The organism is Candidatus Cloacimonadota bacterium (assembly GCA_034661015.1).
GTDB lineage: Bacteria > Cloacimonadota > Cloacimonadia > JGIOTU-2 > JGIOTU-2 > JAYEKN01.
This window is the reverse complement of the sequence record JAYEKN010000068.1, coordinates 1-5608: the sequence shown is the minus strand read 5'-3', so window position 1 is coordinate 5608 and position 5608 is coordinate 1. Positions and strand designations below refer to the sequence as shown.

General features: G+C 34.0%; 7 protein-coding genes. All 7 read right to left on the bottom strand.

All coding sequences use genetic code 11. The features are described 5' to 3' along the window. Positions 1 to 365: 365 nt before the first annotated feature. Positions 366 to 506 carry a hypothetical protein gene (locus U9P79_02245; GenBank protein ID MEA2103449.1) on the bottom strand — a complete coding sequence of 47 codons (141 nt, stop codon included), beginning with the start codon at positions 504 to 506 and terminating at the stop codon, positions 366 to 368. Between the two features lie 245 nt (positions 507 to 751). Next, a complete protein-coding gene (locus tag U9P79_02240; GenBank protein MEA2103448.1) occupies positions 752 to 1348 on the bottom strand; it encodes a nuclear transport factor 2 family protein in 597 nt (198 codons plus the stop codon). Between the two features lie 298 nt (positions 1349 to 1646). Next, on the bottom strand, positions 1647 to 2231 hold the full coding sequence (locus U9P79_02235) for a nucleoside triphosphate pyrophosphatase (protein MEA2103447.1): 585 nt from the start codon (positions 2229 to 2231) through the stop codon (positions 1647 to 1649). A 29-nt stretch (positions 2232 to 2260) separates the two neighbouring features. Further along, positions 2261 to 3982, bottom strand: coding sequence for a proline--tRNA ligase (locus U9P79_02230; protein MEA2103446.1), 1722 nt, complete (start codon positions 3980 to 3982; stop codon positions 2261 to 2263). Between the two features lie 486 nt (positions 3983 to 4468). Then, the gene (locus U9P79_02225) at positions 4469 to 4771 is read right to left on the bottom strand and encodes a nucleotidyltransferase domain-containing protein (protein ID MEA2103445.1); all 303 of its coding nucleotides are present in this window, start codon (positions 4769 to 4771) and stop codon (positions 4469 to 4471) included. A gap of 1 nt (position 4772) precedes the next feature. Continuing rightward, positions 4773 to 5207, bottom strand: coding sequence for a nucleotidyltransferase substrate binding protein (locus tag U9P79_02220; protein MEA2103444.1), 435 nt, complete (start codon positions 5205 to 5207; stop codon positions 4773 to 4775). 154 nt (positions 5208 to 5361) lie between these two features. Further along, positions 5362 to 5550, bottom strand: coding sequence for a hypothetical protein (locus U9P79_02215; GenBank protein ID MEA2103443.1), 189 nt, complete (start codon positions 5548 to 5550; stop codon positions 5362 to 5364). Between the last annotated feature and the right edge of the window lie 58 nt (positions 5551 to 5608).

Genomic DNA, 5608 nt, shown 5'->3' with positions numbered 1-5608 from the left:
TAAATATTTCTCTTTTTTCTATTTTTGAGTTGTTGTTCCAATGCATCGCGATCAATTCGTAAGGGTTCTACTTCTGTAGCGATTTCTGTTAATGTGTTAAAAATTTTTCCAAAAAGTTCTGCCAAATTTCTATTTTTTTTGGATATTCTTTTTATTAAATTTTTTTTATTGATAAACATTTTTGTCTCCTTTTTTTATATTATCCATTTGTCTTTTGCCTTAATGGTTTACCGTATGTTCAATTAAATCGCCTTCATAATTCGCAAAAACACTTTCCCATGCTTTATCCCAATATTCTTTCTCTTTTTTAGTTGGTTTTGTTTTCCAATCAATAAAAAGTAAGCCTTTATGTTCATAGACATTATTTAATTTTTGTAATATTTTTCATTATTATCAATATCAGCAAGTGCTTGTGCATAACCAAGTACCATATGAATTCTATGAATTCTCCAAAATTGATCATCATCTGCTCTTACTGCATCTATCTCTATATTTTTTAAATACATTGCTTCTTACTTTTTGGTTTCTTTAAATGCCCTACAACTTCTGTGTAACACCTATTGTTGTTATCCCGCTCATTTGGTGGAATAACAACAATTGCGTATATTTTTCTTTTATCATTTCTTAATTTCCTTATAGACTTTTTCTTAAAGTATTACATTCTCTTTTGAGTCAATTAATAAAATTTCTTATACGGATTGCTCATAAATTTAATTTCCATCGCCTTTTGTCAATCTTTTCTCCAAAAAAATTAATTTCCCTGACGTGCCGGTGGAATTTGGGGAATTTTCCCAGAATAAGCGTTTAAGAATTTTCCACTATCGAAAAAATATTCGCATACATCTATTTTTCCCTTTTTAAATGTAAATATCCAAACATAATCGGATTCATATTTTACATTTTTTGGTTTTACTTTTGCAATCATATAGCCAAGAATGGCAATTTGATTTTTACTATAAAGAACACTTTTTCGTTTATCTTGCTCCACATCCATCAGCAATTTTTTTATTTGAAAAAACTGTAAAACTTCATTATGTCCATAAAATAATCTGCCAAGCGGCAACTCCAGCGGTGCCCAAACTTTCCAGCGTATTTTTCGGGTAAGATAGGATAATGCTTTTTTCAGATCCCCTTCCTTTTGTGATTTGAAAAAATCATTTACAATTTGCAGTTTTTCTTCATTTGTAATTTCTTTTCCATTTTGCTGCAAATTTTCCAAAATTGGCTTTTTTGAAGAAATGCCAACTGAATCAGGAGAAGCAACTTTTTGATTTTCAGAATTTTGACAGGATGCGAGGAAGAATCCTATTAATAATACGATAAATATCAATTTCGTTATTCTAAACATATATTTCAAAATATCTCCTAAAATATGTGATTTTGATTTATCAATTTAAATAGAGTCCATCCGTAAAGGAAAATCTTGTAAGATTTTCCAACTCACAAATATAACGCTACTTAACTTAATAGATAATTTTTTCAATTCGTCACTGAATGGTCCGTGACTTCTCGAAAAGGCTACTTTACGGACAGACTCTAAATAATGTCTATCCAGAAACACCCTTTTGGGCGATAATCCGCCAGCCGGTTGATTAACTCAAGATTTTCCATTTTACGTTTTCGTGAAAATTTGTGAAATTTCGTGGCTAATCTTCTCTTTTAATCTCCCGACAAATCTCATAAAAAAGTGGAATGGGAAATCCCATCACATTGAAATAACAACCTTCGATTTTTTTGATGAACTGACTACCGAATCCCTGAATTCCATACGCCCCGGCTTTATCCATCGGTTCTTCTGTTTCAACATATTCTTGCAGATCCATTTCAGAAATTGCATGGAAGAACACTTTTGTTTTGGCAATCTCAGAAATTATTTTTTCTTGATAAAGGACAGTAATTCCGGTTAGAACAGTGTGAGAATTTGCAGATAATTGTTGCAAATAATATTTCGCTTCTATTTTATCCGCAGGTTTACCAAGACGTTTCCCATCTATTAGCACCACGGTATCAGCGCCGATGATCAGCGAGTTCGGAAAAGATCTGTGAATTTTTTTTGCCTTTTCCCGCGAGTAATGTATCACAAATTCTTCCGATGAAATATCCTTTTCGGTCTCTTCAATCGCAGAAGGAATTTGACGAAAATCCAATCCCACTTGTTCGAGCAGGATTTTTCTTCTCGGTGAGCGAGATGCTAAAATTATATCCGTGTTTTTTAAAAGATTATGCAACATTTTTATAAGCCGATTTTGGATAAAACAAATTATAAATTTTCAATTTCCTCAAATAATTGCTTGATCAAGGATTGAACTTTAGCATTTATTTCGTCAAGTGGCACTTCTTGTTTTTTGCCATCCTGACGCAACTTCATTTCCACTGTTTTGTTTTTGAAACCACGGCTACCTATCACGATCTGGATTGGAATTCCGAGAAGATCAGCATCATTAAATTTTACACCCGGTTGAACTTCTCGATCATCATAAAGCACTTCGATACCGGATTTTTGCAAGTCTTCGTGGAGATCATCGCAAAATTTGGTTAATTCATCACTTCTCGTGGAAAGATTGAGTATTTCCACTTGATAAGGTGCGATTGAGATGGGCCAAATAATTCCATGTTCATCATAACTTTGCTCAATTGCAGAAGCCATTGTGCGAGTTATTCCGATTCCATAGCATCCCATTTCAAAGGGAATTTCTTTCCCGTCTTTATCGTTGAAAAATGAATTCATGCTTGTGCTGTATTTATTGCCGAGTTTGAAAACCTGCCCCACTTCAATTCCACGGAAAGATGACATCGGTTTTCCACATTTTGGGCAAGCATCTTCTTCTTTTGCAAGCACAAAGTCCTCATAATCGGATACGTTTACATCACGCAGAAGATTTACGTTTTTGAAATGATAATCCATTTCATCCGCTCCGGCAACCATATTTACAGAATCTTTCAAATTATTATCAGCATAAATCTTTACGCTCTTGTTTCCAACCGGTCCCACAAATCCGGCAACGGATTTCATAACATTTGCGATTTCAACATCACTCGCAAATTCAAGTTTCACCGAACCGAGAAAATTAGCGACTTTTATGTCATTGATCTCTCTATCACCTCGAATAAGAATTGCAACGATATCTTCGTCAGATTTATAAACAATGGTTTTTATTATCTTACTTTTTTCGATATTGAGAAAACCGCTAACTTCTTCTACTGATTTTTTTTGGGGAGTATAAATTTTTTCGATAGCAAGTTCTTCACCCTGTTCGTTTTCTAATGGAGCGATTTGGCAATTTTCCGATGTGGCTGCATAGCCGCATTCACAGCTCAAAACTTCAGATTCACCTGTTTCTGCGAGAACCATAAATTCATGAGAGGATGAACCGCCGATTGCTCCGACATCGGCTTCTACGGGTACACATTTCAAGCCACATCTCGCAAAAATACGAGAGTAAGCAGCATACATATCCTCATAAGTTTCCTGAAGCGATCCTTCATTTGCATGAAAACTATACGCATCTTTCATAATGAATTCACGCGATCTCATCACTCCAAAACGAGGACGAATTTCATCCCGAAATTTCGTTTGAATCTGATACAAATTTATGGGAAGTTCTTTATAGGATTTTATATCATTTTTTGCTAATAATGTGATAATTTCTTCGTGGGTTGGTCCGAGAGCAAAAAATCTTTTGTGTCTATCCTGCAAACGCATAAGTTCCGGTCCATAAACGTTCCATCTGCCGGAAAGTTCCCAGATTTCCTTAGGTTGTAAAACGGGCATCAGCAATTCTTCACAGCCGATTTTATTTAATTCTTCACGAACAATTGCTTCAATTTTTGTGATCACACGTTTTGCCAGCGGAAGATAGGAATAAATTCCCGCTCCTGTCTTGCGAAGCATCCCGCTTCTGATCATTAATCTATGACTTGGAATCTCGGCATCTGCCGGATTTTCTTTTAATGTTGGTATAAAGGATTTTGAAAAACGCATTTTTATTCTCCTGATTTTTGATAAGCACGAGCTATTTTCCCGGGAAATTAGTGTCAAGAAATGTGGAAGTTTTTGGAGTAAAACATACGTTAAATTTCTTTGGAGTAAAATATCCGTGATATTTTTCTTTGGAGTGAAATATCCGCTTGCCCCATGAAATGTTTCTAATCTTCCTATTTCATTGGGGTGATATTTATTTGGAGTAAAATATCCGTGATATTTTTCTTGGAGTGAAATATCCGCTTGCCCCATGAAATGTTTCTAATCTTCTTATTTCATTGGGGTGATATTTTTCTTTGTAAGGTCTATTTACGAAAAAGAATGATATGTTCATTTTGAAGGATTACGAAGCGGGGGCTTCTTGGAAAAATGCGTTCCTCAATCCGCCAGCTTGCGGATGGGAACGAGAATTGTTAGGGTTTGGAAAAACTAAAATATTGTGGGTTGGCAAAAAACAGATCAGAATTTTACCACTCAATTACATATTTATCGCTGAAAAAAAACTTTTCCCATGCGATTGATATGTTGAATCAGATCAGGATTATGGATATAACGAAAAATTGACAAATCAAAAATTTGAGGAAGAATCAAGTCATCCAGCATCAGGTCGATTTTATTCAACTCTTGAAGGTTTAATTTTTTCCCTATTAATGTAAAATCAATGTCAGAGCCGGGCTTGAAATTACCTTTGGCTCTTGAACCGTAAATAATTGCTTTTTCAACACATTCACTTTTTGCAAATATCGAATTAATTTGCTTAATCACATTTTCTTGCAATCCAAAACGCATATTATACCTTATCAAAAATTGTTAATTCTGATTTTTTTTGAACTTTTCCCATTTTATTCTTGAGGATAACAAAAAGAGAAAAATATTTATCAACAATTGAATTGCATATTTCGTCTGCAATTTCTTCATTGTAGGTGTGTGAGGTTCTATTTCTACTTTTTAGCATATCCATCCAGGTTTCGGCATCTGCAATTATTCCCGTTTTAAATGCAATCCTTAAAGTATCCCGTGAACCAATGATGTCTTGTGTTCCTTGATATTCTAAAAAATCTTTCATTGTATTCCAAGCAAGTTCATAAGTATATTCAAAAGATTTTATCAATCCTTGTTTTTCAAGATTCGAGAGCTCATTCTTATCAATAAATTTTTTCAATTGAAATAATGCTTTTTTGTAATTGGAAAATCTTTGTTTCCATCTAATATCCTGTAAGTGCATATTTTTACCTCTTGTTTACATAATGTATAAACGATAATTTTATTCTCCTGATTTTTGATAAGCACGAGCTATTTTCCCGGGAAATTAGTGTCAAGAAATGTGGAAGTTTTTGGAGTGAAATATCCGCTTGCCCTATGAAATGTTTCTAATCTTCTTATTTCATTGAGGTGATATTTATTTGGAGTAAAATATCCGTTATATCTTTTTGGAGTAAAATATCCGTGATATTTTTCTTTGGAGTGAAATATCCGCTTGCCCTATGAAATGTTTCTAATCTTCTTATTTCATTGGGGTGATATTTTTCTTTGTAAGGTCTATTTACGAAAAAGAATGATATATTCATTTTGAAGGATTACGAAGCGGGGGCTTCTTGGAAAAATGCGTTCCCCAATCCGCCAGCT